16 protein-coding genes are annotated in these 16,442 nt (G+C 69.9%); 10 read left to right on the plus strand and 6 right to left on the minus strand.

Features of this window, described 5'->3' with window-relative positions; genetic code table 11:
- Positions 1-79 precede the first annotated feature (79 nt).
- Both ABZX02_RS03890 and ABZX02_RS03895 read right to left on the minus strand, forming a co-directional pair.
- Positions 80-772, minus strand: coding sequence for an alpha/beta fold hydrolase (locus ABZX02_RS03890; protein WP_355294592.1), 693 nt, complete (start codon positions 770-772; stop codon positions 80-82).
- A complete protein-coding gene (locus ABZX02_RS03895) occupies positions 772-1,317 on the minus strand; it encodes a GNAT family protein (protein WP_355294593.1) in 546 nt (181 codons plus the stop codon). Before ABZX02_RS03895 ends, ABZX02_RS03890 begins: the two co-directional genes overlap by 1 nt.
- Before the next feature lie 24 nt (positions 1,318-1,341).
- Here ABZX02_RS03895 and ABZX02_RS03900 point away from each other — a divergent pair, with 24 nt between their 5' ends.
- Positions 1,342-1,887, plus strand: a complete 546-nt coding sequence (locus ABZX02_RS03900) for a histidine phosphatase family protein (RefSeq protein ID WP_355294594.1) — start codon at positions 1,342-1,344, stop codon at positions 1,885-1,887.
- Here ABZX02_RS03900 and ABZX02_RS03905 read toward each other — a convergent pair.
- On the minus strand, positions 1,859-3,145 hold the full coding sequence (locus tag ABZX02_RS03905; protein ID WP_355294595.1) for a chromosome segregation protein: 1,287 nt from the start codon (positions 3,143-3,145) through the stop codon (positions 1,859-1,861). The two genes, ABZX02_RS03900 and ABZX02_RS03905, sit on opposite strands and share 29 nt — an antisense overlap.
- A gap of 36 nt (positions 3,146-3,181) precedes the next feature.
- The gene (gene ccrA, locus ABZX02_RS03910) at positions 3,182-4,495 is read right to left on the minus strand and encodes a crotonyl-CoA carboxylase/reductase (RefSeq protein WP_355294596.1); all 1,314 of its coding nucleotides are present in this window, start codon (positions 4,493-4,495) and stop codon (positions 3,182-3,184) included.
- Positions 4,496-4,658: 163 nt separating this feature from the next.
- Between ccrA and ABZX02_RS03915 the strand changes: the two genes are divergently transcribed.
- Together ABZX02_RS03915 and ABZX02_RS03920 are read left to right on the plus strand one after the other, a co-directional pair.
- The gene (locus tag ABZX02_RS03915) at positions 4,659-5,018 is read left to right on the plus strand and encodes an SPW repeat protein (protein WP_355294597.1); all 360 of its coding nucleotides are present in this window, start codon (positions 4,659-4,661) and stop codon (positions 5,016-5,018) included.
- A gap of 61 nt (positions 5,019-5,079) precedes the next feature.
- Complete coding sequence (locus ABZX02_RS03920; RefSeq protein WP_355294598.1) at positions 5,080-5,640, plus strand: helix-turn-helix domain-containing protein; 561 nt, start codon at positions 5,080-5,082, stop codon at positions 5,638-5,640.
- Here the strand turns inward: ABZX02_RS03920 and mce are convergent.
- A complete protein-coding gene (mce, locus tag ABZX02_RS03925) occupies positions 5,609-6,049 on the minus strand; it encodes a methylmalonyl-CoA epimerase (RefSeq protein ID WP_355294599.1) in 441 nt (146 codons plus the stop codon). The genes ABZX02_RS03920 and mce overlap by 32 nt on opposite strands.
- Positions 6,050-6,174: 125 nt before the next feature.
- Between mce and ABZX02_RS03930 the strand changes: the two genes are divergently transcribed.
- The 5 genes from ABZX02_RS03930 (at position 6,175) to ABZX02_RS03950 (ending at position 11,736) form a co-directional block, all read left to right on the plus strand.
- Positions 6,175-7,365, plus strand: a complete 1,191-nt coding sequence (locus ABZX02_RS03930) for an acetyl-CoA C-acetyltransferase (RefSeq protein WP_355295002.1) — start codon at positions 6,175-6,177, stop codon at positions 7,363-7,365.
- An 11-nt stretch (positions 7,366-7,376) separates the two neighbouring features.
- A complete protein-coding gene (meaB, locus tag ABZX02_RS03935) occupies positions 7,377-8,327 on the plus strand; it encodes a methylmalonyl Co-A mutase-associated GTPase MeaB (RefSeq protein WP_355294600.1) in 951 nt (316 codons plus the stop codon).
- Positions 8,324-8,932, plus strand: coding sequence for a hypothetical protein (locus ABZX02_RS03940; protein WP_355294601.1), 609 nt, complete (start codon positions 8,324-8,326; stop codon positions 8,930-8,932). Before meaB ends, ABZX02_RS03940 begins: the two co-directional genes overlap by 4 nt.
- 660 nt (positions 8,933-9,592) lie before the next feature.
- Positions 9,593-11,092 (plus strand): GAF domain-containing protein, encoded by a 1,500-nt coding sequence (locus ABZX02_RS03945; protein WP_355294602.1) that lies wholly within the window; start codon positions 9,593-9,595, stop codon positions 11,090-11,092.
- The gene (locus ABZX02_RS03950; protein WP_355294603.1) at positions 11,083-11,736 is read left to right on the plus strand and encodes a response regulator transcription factor; all 654 of its coding nucleotides are present in this window, start codon (positions 11,083-11,085) and stop codon (positions 11,734-11,736) included. Before ABZX02_RS03945 ends, ABZX02_RS03950 begins: the two co-directional genes overlap by 10 nt.
- A 6-nt stretch (positions 11,737-11,742) precedes the next feature.
- Here ABZX02_RS03950 and ABZX02_RS03955 read toward each other — a convergent pair whose 3' ends face one another.
- Positions 11,743-13,065, minus strand: a complete 1,323-nt coding sequence (locus tag ABZX02_RS03955; protein WP_355294604.1) for a glycosyltransferase family 2 protein — start codon at positions 13,063-13,065, stop codon at positions 11,743-11,745.
- 345 nt (positions 13,066-13,410) lie between these two features.
- On the opposite strand from ABZX02_RS03955, the gene wecB reads away from it, so the two are divergent.
- Positions 13,411-14,667 (plus strand): UDP-N-acetylglucosamine 2-epimerase (non-hydrolyzing), encoded by a 1,257-nt coding sequence (gene wecB, locus ABZX02_RS03960; protein ID WP_355294605.1) that lies wholly within the window; start codon positions 13,411-13,413, stop codon positions 14,665-14,667.
- Positions 14,664-16,433 (plus strand): polysaccharide deacetylase family protein, encoded by a 1,770-nt coding sequence (locus tag ABZX02_RS03965; protein WP_355294606.1) that lies wholly within the window; start codon positions 14,664-14,666, stop codon positions 16,431-16,433. Before wecB ends, ABZX02_RS03965 begins: the two co-directional genes overlap by 4 nt.
- The last annotated feature ends 9 nt before the right edge of the window (positions 16,434-16,442 follow it).

Here is a 16,442-nt window from a genome sequence, read left to right on the forward strand (position 1 = left end):
GGGTTCCGGCCGGCCTGGGAGTCGTTGTGGGTGGCCCCGGCCTGGGGGCGGGGGCCCCCCCCCCGCCGCTGGTGACCAGCTAGATCCCGACCTGCTCGCGCCAGCGCTCCAGGCGCATCCGGAACTCGTCCGGGCGCTCGACGGGCGGCAGGTGGCCCGCGTCCTCGATGCGCTCGCTCGTGGAGTGCATCAACGTCACGGCGAGCTTCGCGGCCACGTCCGGTGGCGTGAGCTTGTCGTGCTCGCCGACCAGCACCAGCGACGGGACGTTCACCGACTCCAGCACGTCCGTCGAGTCCGGCCGCTTCGCCATCGCGCGCTGCCACCACGCCACGTCCTCGGCGCGCTGGTCGAGGATCATGGTGCGCACCAACGCCCGCGCGGTGTCCGAGGCGTCCGGGCCGAGCAGGTTCGGCAGCATCGCGTCCGCGAGCCACTCGCCGACGCCCTCGCGTTCGGCGCGGTCGGCCATCGCGTGGCGGTTCGCGGCGGCCTCCGGTGCGTCCGCGGTGTGCTTGGTGTCGACGAAGACCAGCCCCTTGACGCGGTCCGGCGCCCGCCGGAGCAACGCCATCGCCACGTAGCCGCCCATCGAACACCCACCGAGCACGACGCGGTCGAGACCCCGCTCGTCCAGCACGCCGAGAACGCCGGCGGCGACCGTGTCGAGATCGGGCTCGCCGTGGCCGCGCAACGACGGCGTCAGCGCGCCCGGCACGTCCCACATCCGCTCGTCGAGTGGAAAGGCGTGCAGCAGCACCAGGTCGTCCATCAGCTCTCCCACTCCGGCGCCAGCACCGACCACACCTCGAGGTCCTGCCGGACCCCGCGGTAGGGGTGGTACGAGCGCAGCACCCCGTCCTGCCTCATGCCGAGCCGCCGCGCGACCGCGATGCTGGGCGCGTTCGCCGACGACACCAGCCACTCAACCCGATGCACGCCGCGCTCGCGAATCAGCCAGCCGATGAGCACCTTCGCCGCCCGCGTGATCAACCCCTGGCCGGTGGCGGCGGGCTCCAGCCAGACGCCGACCTCGGCGCGCCCCTGCGGGACGTCCATCACGCGGATCAGCACGCCGCCGACCAGCTTGTCGTCCAGCCAGATCCCGAAGATCCGCCCGGTGTCGGCCGCGGCCTTGTCGGCGTAGCCCTGCAGCAGTTCGCGGGCGCTCTCCAGGTCCTTGGCCCTGTCCGCGAACCCGATGTGCTGCCCGATGAACTCGCGTCCGCGCTCCATGTGCGCGAAGAACTCCTCGGCCTGCCACGGTTCCAACGGCCTCAGCTCGGCACCGTCCGCGCCCAGCGACTTCCCGAACATCCTGTTCCCCCAAGATGGTGTGTTGTGACCACCCGCATCGTATTTGTGCGCCACGCGCAGTCCGTCCCGCCGAGCCTCGGGGTGCCCGACGACGACGCGCGCCCGCTCGCGCCCGCAGGACTGGAGGCAGCGGACGCGCTGGTCGAGCGGCTCGTCGCCTTCTCCCCGGACGCGGTGCTGTCGAGCCCGCAACTGCGCGCGGTGCAGACGGTCAAACCCGCCGCGGACGCGCTGGGGCTCGAGGTGACGACGTGGCCCGAGCTGCGGGAGTGGGAGTCGGGGCTGCTGCCGAGCGCGGATTGGGAGGCGTTGTACGCCCACAGCTGGACGCATCCCGAGTCGGCGCACGGCGCGGGGGAGAGCCTGGACGCGCTGACCGCGCGCGCCGGGAAAGCGTTGGCGCGCATAGCCGTGGAGTACCCGGACGCGACCGTGCTCGTCGGGTCGCACGGGACGTTCCTGTCACGGGCGTTGATCGCGGCAGGGCACCACGCGGACTGGGCGTCCTGCCGCGCGATGCCGATGCCGGCGATCTACGAGATCACTTCTTCGCGGTCTGCGGACGCGTGATCTGAGCCGTGGGCCCGTCGAGCTGGGGTTGGGCGGGCTTGGCCGGCGCCGGAGCCTGCTGCCCCTGCGCGGGCGCCTTGGGTGCGGCCTGCTGGGCAGGAGTTGCCGCGGGCTTCGCCGGGGCGGGCTGCTCGGGCTTGGCCTGGGCGGGCTGCTGATCGAGCGCCGCCGGTGCCTGCTGCGCCTGGGCCTGCTGCGCCGGAGCAGCGGGAGCGGGTGCGGCGGGAGCGGGAGCGGCCTGCGCGGGCGCCGCCGGCTTCTCCTCCTCCACCGGGTCGAGCAGCGGCACGACCTCCTGCAGCGCCGTCCGCACGTTGTGCAGCTGGTGCGACAGGCGGTTGCGCAGGTTGCGGAGCTGCTCGACGCGCTGCGTGGCGGCCGTGGTGCGCCGGTTGGCCTCCTCGGTGGCCTCGCGCACGCGGCGGTTCGCCTCGTCGGTGGCCTCCTGGATGCGCGCGGTGGCCTCGGTGACCGAGTCGTGGCGGCGGCGGTTGGCTTCCTCGGTGGCCTCGCGGACGCGGCGCTCCGCGTCGGCCTTCGAGGCGGTCTGCTCGGCGGCGATCGCGGCGCGGACGCGCGCGGCCTCCTCGGCGGCCTCGCGGGTGCGGCGGTCGGCCTCGGCCTTGGAGGTCGCCTCCTGGGTTGCCAGGGTGGCCATCGCCTCGGAGCGGCGGGCCGCCATGGCGATCTCGAAGTCCTCTTCGACGGTGATCCGGCGCTGCTCGGACTCGTCGGCGATCTTGCGGGCGGCGGCCTCGGCCTCGGAGACGATCTTCTCGGCCTCGGTGCGCGCGGTCTCCAGAACGCCCTTGTGCTCGGCCTCCATGGCCGCGCGGCGCTCGTCGAGCTCGGCGATCAGCTTCTCGTAGCGCTGGCGCAGCACACCCGCGTCGGCCTCGGCCTTGGCGCGGATGTGCCCGCCCTCTGCCTCGGCACGGGCCTTGATCTCGTTGGCCTCGTCCTGGGCCAGCCGCAGCATGCGCTGGAGGCGCTCGGAGAGCCCCTCCAGCGTCGTCGGCGGCAGCGACAGGCGCTCCACCTGGTTGCGCATCTCGGTGATCTCCGAGCGTGCGGCTTCCAGCTGGCGCGCCAGGTCGGACGTCTGGGACACGGCGGCATCGCGGTCCGCGGCCAGCAGCCGCAGGTCCGAGTCGAGGCGTTCGAGATGATCCTCGACCTGGGCGCGGTCGTACCCGCGCTTGACGATGTCGAAGCCGGATCCCAGTGGGACGAGGTCACGGTCGTCGGCGAGGCCCATGCCCCTCACGCTACCCGTTCGGGTAACCCCGGAAGGTCACACACCCCGGAATCGATTGATAGCTGTGAGGTGCTTCGCGCGCAGTTCGTGATCCAGCACACCAAGACCTTCTTCCGGCGCAAGGCACAGCACGCCGACCTTGCCCTGGTGCGCGTTGCGGTGCACGTCGTGCGCGGCCTGGCCCGTTTCGTCCATTGAGTACACCTTGGACACCGTCGGGTGGATCTTTCCCTTGGCGATCAACCGGTTCGCCTCCCACGCCTCGCGGTAGTTCGCGAAGTGGGACGACAGGATGTGCTTCAGGTTCATCCAGAGGTAGCGGTTGTCGTACTGGTGCATGTACCCGGAGGTCGACGCGCACGTGACGATCTTGCCGCCCTTGCGCGCCACGAACACCGACGCGCCGAACGTCTCGCGGCCGGGGTGCTCGAACACGATGTCCGGGTCCTCGCCACCGGTCAGCTCGCGGATCTTCGCGCCGAAGCGCTTCCACTCCCGCGGGTCCTGCTCGTGCTCGTTCTTCCAGAACTTGTAGCCCTCCGCCGAACGATCGATGATCAGTTCGGCACCCATGGAACGAACGATCTCCGCCTTCTCCGGCGACGACACGACGCAGATGGGCGTGGCGCCACCGTTCAGCGCGAACTGCGTGGCGTACGAACCCAGGCCGCCGGACGCGCCCCAGATCAGCACCGTGTCGCCCTGCTTCATGTTCGCGCCGTTGGTCGACACGAGCTGCCGGTACGCGGTGGAGTTCACGAGACCGGGCGAGGCCGCCTCCTCCCACGTGAGGTGGCGCGGCATCGGCATCAGCTGGTTCGACTTCACCAGCGCGAGGTCCGCGAGGCCGCCGAAGTTCGTCTCGAAGCCCCAGATCCGCTGCTGCGGGTCGAGCATCGTGTCGTTGTGCCCGTCCGGCGCCTCCAGCGGCACGTCCAGGCAGTGCGCGACGACGCGGTCGCCCGGCTTCCACGCGGTGACGCCGGGACCGACGCGCACGACGACGCCCGCCAGGTCCGATCCCACGACGTGGTACGGCAGGTGGTGCTTGCCGCCCAGCTTCTTCAGGAAGCCGAACGTGGAGACGGGCTCGAAGATCGAGGTCCACACGGTGTTGTAGTTGATCGCGGACGCCATGACGGCGACCAGCGCCTCACCGGGACCGAGCTCCGGCGTGGCGACCTCGTCCACGTGCAGCGACTTGCGCGGGTCCTTGTCCCGCGTCTCGAGACCGGCGAACATGTCGGCCTCGTCCGCGTGCACCGTCACGCCCCGATAGCTCTCCGGAACGTCCAAGGAACCGATCGCGTCCAGCTCTTCGGCCAGGATCGCGTCAAGGATCTTCTGCACGGCGGCATTCCTTCCCAAGTGAGGGATAGTCGCAGGTTGCCGGAGGTTACTCAGGAGTAACCGATTCAGAATCCCGCTTGTGAGGGATTCCACTCGGAAGAGTTGACCGGGCGGCCAATCAAGGAGGAGCATCGGTGGTGTCCGAGAAAGGGAGGTGGTGGAGATGACCAAGGCGTGGACCAGGTGGCAGGACTGGGCCGAGGTGGCGATCGGCGTGCTGGTGCTGCTGTCTCCGCTCGTCGTGGACACCTCGAACGCGGCCATGTGGACGATGATCGTGCTCGGCGCGCTCATCGCGCTCGACGGACTCGTCGAGCTGGCACGGCCCGCGATGATCTACGGGGAGTACGTGCAGATGGTGCTCGGAGCACTGCTGTTCATCTCTCCGTGGGTGATGGGCTACAGCGATCTGATGGCGGCCTCCTGGGTCTCCTGGGTCGGTGGCGTCCTCACGGTCGCCGCGGGAGCGCTGGCGATGCCGTCGGCGAACGCGGCGCACTCGGCCGCGGCGCAGCCGCACTGATTCACCCAGAAACCTGTGGGCCCGAGCCATGTCCCGGGCCCACACAACCGTGGAGGACCGCGTGGAGGATTCGGCCAAGGAACGCATCCTGGCCGCGGCCGAGGAGCTCTTCGCCGACGGAGGCTTCGACGCCACCCCGACCTCGCGGATCGCGGAACGCGCCGGCGTGCCCAAGGGCCTGGTGCACTACTACTTCAACCGCAAGAAGGACCTGCTCGCCGCACTGGTCGCGCGGCTGCCGGACAGCACGGTCGACCACCGCAGGATCGTCGTGGCGGGAGATGTCGCCGAGTCGTTGAGAAGGCTCGTCGCCGCACTGGACGCGCGCCTGAACGCCTCACCGCTGCTGTCGCACCTGTTGTGGCGCGAGGCGGACACGCACTCGGCCGTGCGGGACGCGATGCGGGCGCGCTACGAGAACGTCGCGTCGCAGATCAAGCAGGTCATCCTGGCCGCGGGCGGGGCGGCCGTCGCGATCAAGGACGTGGAGGCCGCGGCGGCCCTCCTCGCGCTGGCGGTCAGCTACCGGCACTCGGTGGCGCGGCACAGCGACGAGGAGGACCCGATCGACAGGGAGCTGGAGTTCGTGGCTAGTGCGCTGCGGGCTCGACCAGCTCGATGAGCACGCCGCCCGCGTCCTTCGGGTGCACGAAGTTGACCCGGCTGTTCGACGTGCCGCGCTTGGCCGCGTCGTAGAGCAGGCGCAGGCCCTTCGCCCGCAGCGCGTCCGCCGCGACGTCCACATCGGACACCCGGTAGGCGAGCTGCTGCAGGCCGGGACCGGAGCGGCCGATGAACTTGGCGATCGTCGAGTCCTCGTTCAGCGGGGCCAGCAGTTGGATCGCGGTGCCGCCGTGGTCGCCGGGCGCGTGCAGCATCGCCTCGCGCACGCCCTGCTCCTCGTTCACCTCTTCGTGGGCCACCTCGAGGCCGAAGTTGTCGCGGTAGAACGCGATGGCCACGTCGAGATCGGGCACGGCGATGCCCACATGGTCGATCGCGGTCACGAATCGAGCGATGTCTGCGTTCATGGTTGGCGAGGGTATCCACGTGATCGGTGCAGGTGCTCCTGTGCGGGGTCTCACACGATTACTGCCGGGTAGCCGCCGGTATGGTGCCTAGTTAACGACCGTTCGCTCTTCCAATGGAGGCAGTTGTGTCCGGTTCCGTGATCGTCGCCGGGGCGCGTACCCCGATGGGCCGACTGCTGGGATCGCTCAAGGACTTCTCGGGCGCCCAGCTGGGTGGCGTCGCGATCAAGGCGGCACTGGAGCGCGCGGGCGTCGCCCCCGAGCAGGTGCAGTACGTGATCATGGGTCAGGTGCTCACCGCCGGCGCGGGCCAGATCCCCGCCCGCCAGGCCGCGGTCGCCGCGGGCATCCCGATGAACGTGCCCGCGCTGACCATCAACAAGGTGTGCCTCTCCGGCATCGACGCGATCGCGCTGGCCGACCAGCTGATCCGCGCCGGCGAGTTCGACGTCGTCGTGGCCGGTGGCCAGGAGTCGATGACGCAGGCGCCGCACCTGCTGCCGAAGTCGCGCGGCGGGTTCAAGTACGGCGACGTGACCATGCTCGACCACATGGCGCACGACGGCCTGTTCTGCGCGTTCGACCAGGTCGCGATGGGCGTCTCGACCGAGAAGCACAACGAGCGCTACGGCGTCACGCGCGAGGAGCAGGACGCGTTCTCCGCGCGGTCGCACCAGCTCGCCGCGAAGGCCGCCGAGAACGGCGTGTTCGACGCCGAGATCGCGCCGGTCGCGATCCCGCAGCGCAAGGGCGACCCGGTCCTGTTCAGCACGGACGAGGGCGTTCGCGCCGACACGACCGCCGACTCGCTCGGCAAGCTTCGCCCGGCGTTCGCCGCGGACGGCACCATCACCGCCGGCTCGGCGTCGCAGATCTCCGACGGCGCGGCGGCCGTGGTCGTGATGAGCAAGGCGAAGGCCGAGGAACTGGGCCTCGAGTGGATCGCGGAGATCGGCGCCCACGGCGTCGTCGCGGGCCCGGACGCCTCGCTGCACGAGCAGCCGTCCAACGCCATCAGGGCGGCCTGCGCCAAGGAGGGCATCGACCCCGCCGACCTCGACCTGATCGAGATCAACGAGGCGTTCGCGGCGGTCGGCATCGTCTCCACGAAGAAGCTCGGGATCTCCGAGGACAAGGTCAACGTCAACGGCGGCGCCATCGCGCTCGGCCACCCGATCGGCATGTCCGGCGCCCGCATCGCCCTGCACCTCGCTCTGGAGCTGCAGCGGCGCGGCGGCGGCGTGGGTGCCGCGGCGCTGTGCGGTGGTGGTGGTCAGGGCGACGCGCTGATCATCCGCGTCCCGTCCAAGGCCTAATGTCCTTGGCTGTGGCCACAGCTGTTGACGTAGCAGGACTGGTCGACCGCGCGCGTGACGGCGAACCGCGCGCGGTCGCCAGGCTGATCTCCCTGGTGGAACAGGCGAGCTCGGCCCTCCCGGAGGTGGCCGCCGCCCTGGCCCCGCACACCGGCAACGCCCAGGTCATCGGCCTGACCGGCGCCCCAGGCGTGGGCAAGTCGACCTCCACCAACGCCCTGGTGCGAGCCTTCCGGGCCCAGGGCAAGCGCGTGGCGGTCATCGCCGTGGACCCGTCCAGCCCGTTCTCGGGCGGTGCACTGCTGGGCGACCGCGTCCGCATGGGCGACCACGCCACCGACCAGGGCGTCTTCATCCGCTCGATGGCCACCCGGGGCCACCTGGGCGGCCTGTCCTGGGCGACACCGCAGGCCCTGCGCGTCCTGGACGCCGCGGGCTTCGACGTGGTCCTGGTCGAAACCGTGGGCGTGGGCCAGTCCGAGGTGGAGATCGTCGCCCTCGCCGACACCACGATCGTCCTGCTCGCACCGGGCATGGGCGACGGCATCCAGGCGGCCAAGGCGGGCATCCTGGAGATCGCCGACATCTTCGTGGTCAACAAGGCGGACCGCGACGGCGCGGACCAGACAGCACGCGACCTCAAGTACATGATCTCCCTGGGCCGCCGCGACCGCGAGGGCCCGCTCTGGCGCCCACCGGTCGTCAAAACGGTGGCGGCCCGCATGGAGGGCCTGGACCGAGTGGTCGAGGCCATCACCGAACACCACACGTGGATGTCCGACCACGGCGAACTGCACGAGCGCCGCCTGCGCCGCGCAGGGGCCGAGATCGAGGCCATCGCCCTGGACCGGGTCCGCACCCACTTCGGCCCGGTGGACGAACTCGCGAAGCGCGTGGTTTCCGGCGAGCTCGACCCGTTCGCCGCGGCAGAGGTGTTGATCAGCGGTAATCTGCGGGCATGACCGCTTGGGGAGCGCCTCAGCCCGTAGTCGTCGACCTCGGCAAGAGCGACACCCGCAAAGTCCTGATCGGCGGCTCGGTGGCAGGCGTCCTGGGCATCCTCGCCCTGGTGGGCGCGGTCACCGCCTTCATGGACGGCGAACCGGTCGGCGGCAGCATCGCGGCCGTCATCGGCATCGCCTTCACCGGCATCGGCGTGATGGCCGTGGTCAAGTGGAAGACCATCTCCCGCCCCCGCAAACTGATCATCGAACAGCAGGGCATCCGCCTGGACGACCCGCAGGGCATGCCGTGGGCGGTGGCGTGGCAGGAACTGGGCGCCATCTCGATCTCCCGAACCCGGGAACGAGCAGTCCAGCTGGCCGACGCCCTGGTCCCGCGAACCCTGGTCCGAGTGGACCTCCACCCGCGCGACCCGATGCAGTTCCGCCCGGCGCACCCGACGATGGAACCGCTGTGGGAGTTCCACCGCGTGCAGAACGGGTACCGGCTGCCGTTGGGGGACTCGGCGGGCTTCATCGGGCCGATCGACCACGGCCTGAGGATGTTCGCGCCGCAGATCTACCGCGGCGTGATCGACGAGGGCTTCACGGTCGGCCTGCACTGAGCATGGCAACCACAGGCCCCCGCCGCCTCACGCGATGGCGAAGCCGAGGCGTGTGAGTGCTGGATGTCGGTCAAGCGGGCGTGGCGCGATGGCGAAGCCGAGGCGTGTGAGCACTGGGCCTCAGTGCAAGCGGTGGTGACGCAACCACGACGGCGATTGGGGCTTGACTTTGGGTGCGAGGCCTTAAACTTGACCCTCGGCCGGGCTGTTCAGACCCGGCTTTTCTGGGCCGAGGAAGGCCTCGCAAGGGCCCCGAAGTCAAGCCCCAATCGCGATCGTCGCGCAGCGGCGATGCCCGGCACCGGCTCGGTACGAGCCAAGGTGACCACGCTGGAAGGCGACGGGACGCGCGGCCAAAGGCGACCACCCTCGCAAGGCAACGGGACTCACGGCAGCCACCCACCCCGCTGGAACAGGCGTCAGCCCACGCAAGCCGACCCGCACGGCCGCAAGCCGCCCGGCCCACACAAGCCGACCCGCGCCCGGCCCACCCACGCCCAAGCCCCGACCCTCCAACCAAGACACCCCTCTACTCTCAGTAGCCCCGAATTTCACTGTTTGCAGTGATGGTCTCCCCCTTGACTACTCTGGGGAGTTACCCTCAGTCGTTCGTGCGGTGTCACTTCCATCCCTCGAAGGGGTGAAGCCGTGGGCGGCAACGTGAGCACAGAACAGCGGGTTCTGGACGTGGTGCTGTCGTTCGCCGAAGACGACACCCTCCCGGACCTCCTCCGCCACGTCGTCGAATCCGCCTGCGACCTGACCGAGTCCCCCTACGGCGCGCTGGCCGTGATCAACGGCCACAAGGAACTCACCGAGTTCACCGCCACGACGTCCGGCCAGGTCCAGATCACCGCCGGCGACCCCCGGTCCATCGACTCCGCGGACTTCCTGGGCGCCCAGATCAAGGTCCACGACGAGACCTTCGGCAACCTCTTCCTGACCGGAAAACCCCAGTTCACCGCCCAGGACCGCGACATCCTGAACGCCCTCGCCACGGCGGCGGGCAGTGCGGTGGGCCACCTCGACCGCTACGAGCGGACCCGCAAGCGGGAGGCCTGGCTGAGAGCCGCGGCCAGCGTCACCACCGACCTCCTCACCGGCACGAACGGCCGGGACGCCCTCTACCTGGTGGCCAGGACCGCCAGGACGACGGCCAACGCGGACTTCGCGGCGGTGGTCCTCCCCGACCACAACGGCGACCTCGTCATCGAGGTCACCGACGGCGGTTCCTACGACGCCGAGGGCATGCGGGTGCCCGAAGAGGGCAGCATCAGCTACCGCGTCTACACCTCGGGCCAGGGCGAGACGTACGACGAGGGCAGTCTCGACGCCGTGCCGGGCGCGTGCGCCGTGGTCCCGCTGACCGTGGGCGAGAGAACCATCGGCGTGCTGATCGTCTCCAGGCCCAGGGGCGAGCCGAGCTTCGACGACCCCGACCTCCTCGAGGCCTACGCCGCCCAGGCCGCCCTGGTCCTCGAGTTCACCAGGGCCAGGGGCGACACCGAACGGCTCGCGGTGCTGGAGGACCGCGACCGGATCGCGCGCGACCTGCACGACCTCGTCATCCAGCGGCTGTTCGGGTTGGGGCTCGGCCTGCAGGGGGTGACGGGGATGAGCGACAGGCCCCAGGTCGTCGAACGGATCACCGGGTTCGTGGAGGAGGTCGACCACACGATCCGCGAGATCCGCCGCACCATCTTCTCCCTGCAGGAGCCGCCGTCCGGGGGCACGAGCCTGCGGGGGCAGCTGCTGGGCGCGGTCCACGAGTCGGCGCGGCTGCTCGGGTTCGAGCCGGACGTGTCGCTGGAGGGGCCGTTGGACACCGTGGTGCCCGACCAGGTCCGGCCGGATCTGCTCGCCACGCTCCGGGAGGCGCTGGCGAACGTGGTGCGGCATGCTCGCGCGAGGCACGTCGCCGTGACCGTGAGCGTCGACCGGACCGTCACGAGTCTGGAGCTCATGGTCAAGGACGACGGGCGTGGCTTGCCGTTGGCTGACGATTCCGGCGGGGTGCCCCACCACGCCGGCGGACTCGCGAACATGGCGGCTCGGGCGCGGCGCCACCACGGTGACTGCGCGGTCGACTCGATCCCCGGCGCGGGGGTGAGCGTCACCTGGTTCGTTCCTCTGGTGCTGCAGGAGGCGAGATGGCGATAGCGGTGCTTCTGGTGGACGACCACGAGATCGTGCGGCGCGGGCTGGTGCAGCTGCTCGCGCAGGCCGAGGACATCAGCGTCGTGGGACAGGCGGACAGCGCGACGGCCGCGGTCGCGCAGGCACCGCGGCTGCGGCCCGACGTCGCGATCATCGACGTGCGGTTGCCCGACGGCGACGGCGTCACGGTGTGCCGGGAGATCAGGAGCCTGGTGCAGCCGCCGCCCGCGTGCCTGATGCTCACGTCCTATTCGGACGATGAGGCGCTGTTCGGCGCGATCATGGCCGGCGCGTCCGGCTACATGCTGAAAGAGGTGTCGGGCAACGACCTCGTGGCCGCGGTCCGGACCCTCGCGTCCGGAGGCTCGCTCCTGCACGCCGGTGTCACGGCCACCGTGCTGCAACGCCTGAGAGGCGGCCCGGAGGAAGATCCCAGGTACGCGGCGCTCAGCCCGCAGGAGCGCCGGATCCTCGACCTCATCGCCGAGGGCATGACGAACAGGCAGATCGCGAGCCGGCTTTTCCTCGCGGAGAAGACCGTCAAGAACTACGTGTCGAGCCTGTTGCACAAGCTCGGCTTCGACCGCAGGACCGAGGCGGGCGTCTACGCGGCCCGGCGCAGACGCACCCACCCCGGCACTTTCTGAGGCCCGCTAAGCGATCTTCGGCACCGGCTTCGCCGCCACCGCCGGAACTTCCTTCTCCGCCAGGCGTTCCGTCTTGGCCCACGTGTTGCGCCCGGCGAAGTGCCGGTACAGGGCGCGCAACGTCGAGATGGAGCCCAGGATCAGGAAGAACGGGTAGGCGAGGCCCACCAGTAGGCATCTCCACAGCGGCTCGTCGCCGTGCTTGAGCCGGTGCACCACGCCCCAGATCAGGCCGGGCAGCACCAGTGCCACCAGCCAGATCCCGAACGCCAGCGCCACGTTCGCGCCGTCCGCGGTGAACCCGGCGATCTCGTGCCCGACGAGCTGCGCGTAGAAGCTGAAGCCCACCAACGCCGTGATGAGCAACGTCATCGGCGCCACCAGCCACGGCGTCAGCAGGTACTGCAGGAACTCGAGCAGCGCGGCGGAGCCCACGTGCTTGGCCCTGACCAGCTTCGGCACGTAACCGAGGCACTGCAGGTTGCCCTGCCCCCACCGGGTGCGCTGGCGCAGCAGCCGCTGCACGTCGACCAGGCCCTGCTGGGTGATCGTCGCATGCGTGGCGTACCGGATGCGCTGGCCCGTCAGGTGCACGCGCAGGCCCAGTTCGAGGTCCTCGACCAGGCACGCCGACCACGGCGCCTCGCCCAGGTCCATCAACGTCTTCAGGCGCACGAACTGCCCGTTGCCGCCCAGGCCGACGGTGCCGAGGACGTCCCGCAACGACTGCGAGGCGTCCACCACGCAGCTGAACTCGAGGTCCTGCAGAAACGCCAGCAGGTTGGTGCGGTTGTGGATCCGGACACGGCACTGCACGGCGCCCACCGAGCGTTGCGCGAAGTACGCGGAGATCTCGGACAGCATGCCGGGCTCCCCGCGACCGTCGCCGTCGATGACGCCGATGATCGTGCGGTGGACCGTGCCGGCCTCCTCCGCGATCCCGCGGATGTAGCGGAACGCGTGGTTGAGCGCCTCGCCCTTGCCCTTGCGGGCCTCCGGGGGGTTGCGTCTGAGCACGTGCAGCCGGTGGTCGTCGATCTCGGCCAGCACGTGCGGGGTGCGGTCGTCGGAACCGTCGTCGACGACGACGACCTGAACCGGTGTGCGCGCACCGTCCAAAGCGAGTGCGGAGCGCACCGTGTTAGCTACGACACGTTCTTCGTTCAATGCCGGAATGATGATCCAGTACTGCAGCGGATGCCGTGACGGAACTTCCGGTCCGCCCGGTTTGGGGCGCCACCAGACGAACAGTGCGAGCACCAGGTTGTAGCACGGCCAAAACACCAGCAGGACGAGCATGAACGTGGCGAATTGTGTCGTGTCTGTCATGACACAAACCTGTCTACAAAAGCCGTTGCAGGGGCAACAACATTGATTCGGGTGTGGAGTTGACTCATTCCGGCTCCTGGTAACGAAGCGCTGGGCCTGTGCGAGATACCAGACAGAAGGGCCGGGAGCTGGTGTTCGTGGCGAGACTAGGGGTTGACGAAGCAGAGCGTCAACGGGCATATCGGGGACAAATAGACCTTCGTTACACGAGGTTCGCATTGTGATCACCGTTATGGCGGTACCCGTCCGAGGCGGGTACCAATTGATTGTCAGCGGGGAGATCGACCCGCTGCGGTGTTGGCGCACGTTCGCCGCGCGTGCCTGAAGAGTCCAAAGAGGTAAAAGATGGGACTAAGTGCCCTGGTGCCCGGCCCTAGGCAGTTCGATCGGGGCGAGGTTCCCGAGGTTTTCCTGGTCGCGGGAACGCGTCCGGAGGCGGTGAAGATGGCGCCGGTCGCGGCCGCCATGTTCGCGTGCGGCCGCATTCGGCCGGTGCTCGTGAACTCCGGGCAGCACCCGGAGATGGTCGACCAGGCGCTCGAGTCGTTCGGTTTCGCGGCGGACGTGAAGCTCAAGCTGAACCGCGTCTCGGGCGGCCAGGCCGAGCTGACCAGCCAGCTGATCGAGGAGCTCGACCGGCTCTTCACCGAACGCGCGCCGGGCGCCGTGCTGGTGCAGGGCGACACGACGACGACGCTCGCCGGCGCGCTCGCCGCGTTCTGGCAGCAGATCCCCGTCGTGCACCTGGAGGCCGGGCTGCGCTCGCACGACCTGACCTCGCCGTTCCCCGAGGAGGGGAACCGCAAGATGGTCGGTCAGCTCGCGTCGCTGCACCTCACCCCGACCGCGGACTCCGCCGCGCACCTCGCCGCGGAGTCGTTGCAGGGCAACAACGTCCTGACCATCGGGAACACCGTGGTGGACGCCGTGCTCGACGTCGCGGCCCGCCGCGCGCCGTACGGCGACGCCCGGTTGCAGGAGATCGAGAACAGGGTCCACAGCGGACAGTCGCGGCTCGTGCTGGTCACCGCGCACCGCCGCGAGTCGTGGGGCGAGCCGCTCGACGACGTGCTGCACGCCGTCGCGGACATCGTGCGGTCGCGGCCCGACGTCGAGGTCGTGCTGCCCGCGCACCCGAACCCCGCCGTGCGCCGCCAGGTCGTGGACGTGCTCGGCGCCATCCCTCGCGTCACGATCACCGATCCGCTGCCGTACGCGCAGATGGCCCGGCTGCTCGCGCAGTGCACGCTGGTGCTGTCCGACTCCGGCGGCATCCAGGAGGAGGCGCCGTCGTTCGGCGTCCCTGCGCTGGTGCTGCGCGACGTGACGGAACGCATGGAGGCGGTCAACTCGGGCTGTGCCGTCCTCGTCGGCACCGACCGCGAGCGCATCACCGCGCTGACCCTCCAGTTGCTCGACAACCCCGCCGCGCGCGAGGCGATGACCGCCGACGGCAACCCGTTCGGCGACGGCCTCGCGTCCGTGCGCACGGAACAGGCCCTGGCCTGGCTGCTGGGCCTGCAACAGCAGCGACCCGCCGAGTTCGCTCCTTACGCGGGCAGCGCGACCGTGCGCGTGTCCGGAGAGGCAGATGTGGCATGAGAAGCCGACTGTTCAAGGTCGCGGGGGCGGTCGCGCTCACCGTGGCGGTCCTCCCGGCGCCCGCCCAGGCAGCGCCGCTCTCGCTCAACCTCGATCCGGTCGGTGAGCTCGTCGAGAACGCGCTGCCGGCCCCGCCGAAGCCGCCGACGAAGCCGTCGACGACCAGCACCCGCATCGCCAAGCGCACGACGCAGCCGACCGCCGTGTCCTCGGCCGTGGGCACGCTGGCGGCCGCGGCGGCGACCGGTACCAACGGCGGCGGCGCACCCGGCGCGAAGTCGACCCAGAAGACGTTGGTGCTCTACGACAGCACCGGTCCGTGGGGCTGGCTCGGCGAGGCGTACGCGGTGCAGACGGGCAACCTCGTCTCGCACGGCAGCCCGTACGTGATGCACCCGGTCGGGTCCTACGTGGCCGGTGAGATGTCGGCCTACACCGGCGTGATCTACATCGGCTCGACCTACGACGAGCCGATCCCGGTGTCGTTCCTCGACGACGTCCTCGCGGGCACCAAGCCGGTGCTGTGGATGGCGAGCAACATCTGGCAGCTCACCGCCCGCGCGCCGAGCTTCGCGACGACCTACGGCTGGAACTGGGTCCAGTACGACTTCGGCAACGCGACCACGGTCCGGTACGAGAACACCGACCTCGGCCGCAACCCGCTCGCGACCCCGTCCGGCCTGATGATCACCTCGATCACCAACCCGGCCATCGCGTCCGCCCCGGCGATCGCGACCGGCTCCGCCGCAGGCCCGATCAACTGGGCCACCAAGGCGAAGAACCTGACCTACATCGGTGAGATCCCGTTCAGCTACGTCGACCACGGCGACCGCTACCTGGCCGCGGCGGACCTGATCAGCAAGGTCTCGAACCCGACGATGGCCGACCGCAAGCGCGCCCTGGTGCGCATCGAGGACGTGGGCCCCGACGCCGACCCGAGCGAGCTGCGCGCCGTCGCGGACTACCTGTACGCGCAGAAGGTGCCGTTCACCATCGCGGTCTACCCGCGCTACGAGAACCCGCTGGGCGCCGACAACAACGGCGTGCCGGAGGCAGCGAACCTGGCGCAGAAGCCGCAGGTCGTCAGCGCGCTGCGGTACATGACGCAGCGCGGCGGCACGATCCTGATGCACGGCTACACGCACCAGTTCGGCAAGGCGATCAACCCGTACGACGGACGCAGCGGCAACGACTTCGAGTTCTACATGGCCCACGTCAACGAGAACGACAGCGTGATCTACGACGGCCCGGTCCCCGGTGACTCGGCGGCGTGGATGCAGGGCAGGATCAACTCGGCGACGAACGCGTTCGCGCTGGCCGGCTTCCCGAAGCCCGCCATCTTCGAACCGCCGCACTACGCCGCGTCCGCCGTGGACTACCAGGTCATCCAGCAGAACTTCGGCAAGCGCTACGACCGCGGCCTGTACTTCGGCGGCTACTGCCCGAACGGCGCCTGCGGCACCGGCGCCCCGCAGTACGACAAGATCTACGGCCAGTACTTCCCGTACCTGGTCCGCGACGTCTACGGCTCCGTGGTGGCGCCGGAGGCGGTGGGCAACGTCGAGCCCGAGCCGTTCAACAACCACCCCGCCCGCCTCCCGGCCGACCTGGTCAAGACGGCGAACCAGCTCAAGGTGGTCGATGATGGTGTCGCGAGCTTCTTCTACCACCCGTACCTCGGTACGAGTTACCTCCAGCAGACCGTCTCGGGGCTGAAGAACGCGGGCTACACGTTCGTGTCCGTCGGCACCGTGATGGCCGGCTGATCCCGATAG

Origin of the sequence: Lentzea sp. NPDC003310, assembly GCF_040610935.1 — a bacterium.
GTDB lineage: Bacteria > Actinomycetota > Actinomycetes > Mycobacteriales > Pseudonocardiaceae > Lentzea.

Coding starts and splice junctions, on each gene's coding strand:
- wecB (WP_355294605.1), top strand. CDS start 13,411: ATGGGACTAAGTGCCCTGGTGCCCGGCCCTAGGCAGTTCGATCGGGGC.
- ABZX02_RS03940 (WP_355294601.1), top strand. CDS start 8,324: ATGACCGCTTGGGGAGCGCCTCAGCCCGTAGTCGTCGACCTCGGCAAG.
- ABZX02_RS03955 (WP_355294604.1), bottom strand. CDS start 13,065: ATGACAGACACGACACAATTCGCCACGTTCATGCTCGTCCTGCTGGTG.
- ABZX02_RS03950 (WP_355294603.1), top strand. CDS start 11,083: ATGGCGATAGCGGTGCTTCTGGTGGACGACCACGAGATCGTGCGGCGC.
- ABZX02_RS03905 (WP_355294595.1), bottom strand. CDS start 3,145: ATGGGCCTCGCCGACGACCGTGACCTCGTCCCACTGGGATCCGGCTTC.
- ABZX02_RS03890 (WP_355294592.1), bottom strand. CDS start 772: ATGGACGACCTGGTGCTGCTGCACGCCTTTCCACTCGACGAGCGGATG.
- mce (WP_355294599.1), bottom strand. CDS start 6,049: ATGAACGCAGACATCGCTCGATTCGTGACCGCGATCGACCATGTGGGC.
- ABZX02_RS03895 (WP_355294593.1), bottom strand. CDS start 1,317: ATGTTCGGGAAGTCGCTGGGCGCGGACGGTGCCGAGCTGAGGCCGTTG.
- ABZX02_RS03915 (WP_355294597.1), top strand. CDS start 4,659: ATGACCAAGGCGTGGACCAGGTGGCAGGACTGGGCCGAGGTGGCGATC.
- ABZX02_RS03965 (WP_355294606.1), top strand. CDS start 14,664: ATGAGAAGCCGACTGTTCAAGGTCGCGGGGGCGGTCGCGCTCACCGTG.